At 47.2% G+C, this 887-nt stretch carries 2 protein-coding genes; one reads left to right on the forward strand and one right to left on the reverse strand.

Features of this window, described 5'->3' with window-relative positions; all coding sequences use genetic code 11:
* Positions 1–137: 137 nt before the first annotated feature.
* A complete protein-coding gene (locus R7O13_RS25245; RefSeq protein ID WP_005461101.1) occupies positions 138–617 on the forward strand; it encodes an RDD family protein in 480 nt (159 codons plus the stop codon).
* A gap of 49 nt (positions 618–666) precedes the next feature.
* Here R7O13_RS25245 and R7O13_RS25250 read toward each other — a convergent pair.
* Positions 667–887: LptF/LptG family permease (locus R7O13_RS25250; RefSeq protein ID WP_318304992.1), on the reverse strand; the 221-nt coding region annotated here is incomplete at its 5' end.

The following is an 887-nucleotide window of genomic DNA, read 5'->3' on the forward strand; positions in this document are numbered from 1 at the left end:
GCGTATGCGCAGCCATCATCCTTCGTGAAAAGCTCTTAGATTTGGTCGTAATTGGAGAGTCTGTGCGTCAGCTCTCTTTTCACAGACTGGCGGAATCTATATCCTGACGCACAATTTTTAAGGTAAGTGATGGAATTATGACTACTTCTACAACTCTTCCACCAGCGGGATTTTTCCGTCGATTGGCCGCTTTGTTTTATGACACTCTAATTGTCTTAGCCATTGAGATGATGGCGGCGGGTGTCGTAATAGCAGTGGTGTTTGCTTTGAATGCAGCAGGCTTGCTGAGCTACGGAGAATATGTGGATGCCGCAGATATGTTAGGGAAACACCCGGTGTTGAGTCCGATATTCACACTTTATCTGGCGGTAGTCTGGATTTACTTCTTCGTCTTTTTCTGGACGCGAGCAGGTCAAACCCTTGGCATGCGCGCTTGGAAAATGCAAATTCGAAACGCGAAAGACGGCGCTCCAATTACGGCGACTCAAGCATTAATCCGCCTTGCGACATCAGGCTTTGGTCTTGCGAACTTAACCGTGCCAATTGACCCGCAAAAACGTGGTTTCCACGATATCTGGGCAAAAACTGAAGTGGTGGTTTTGCCAAAAGCAAAATAAATCGCCTAGAAACAAAAAAGGAAGGCATAGCGCCTTCCTTTTTCTTTGATTATAGCTTTCTTCTTAGCAACGCCACCGCAATCGCCAAAAACGCTAAGCTCGGAGCTAAGGCACCAAATATCGGCGGTATGCCATACACCAGAGTCAATGGCCCGAAGAACTCGCTGGAGATATAGAAAGTGAAACCAGCCACAACGCCAGATAAAACTCTCGCCCCCATTGTTACGCTTCGCAGCGGACCAAAGACGAAAGACAATGCCATCAACATCA

The organism is Vibrio sp. Y176, assembly GCF_033438945.1.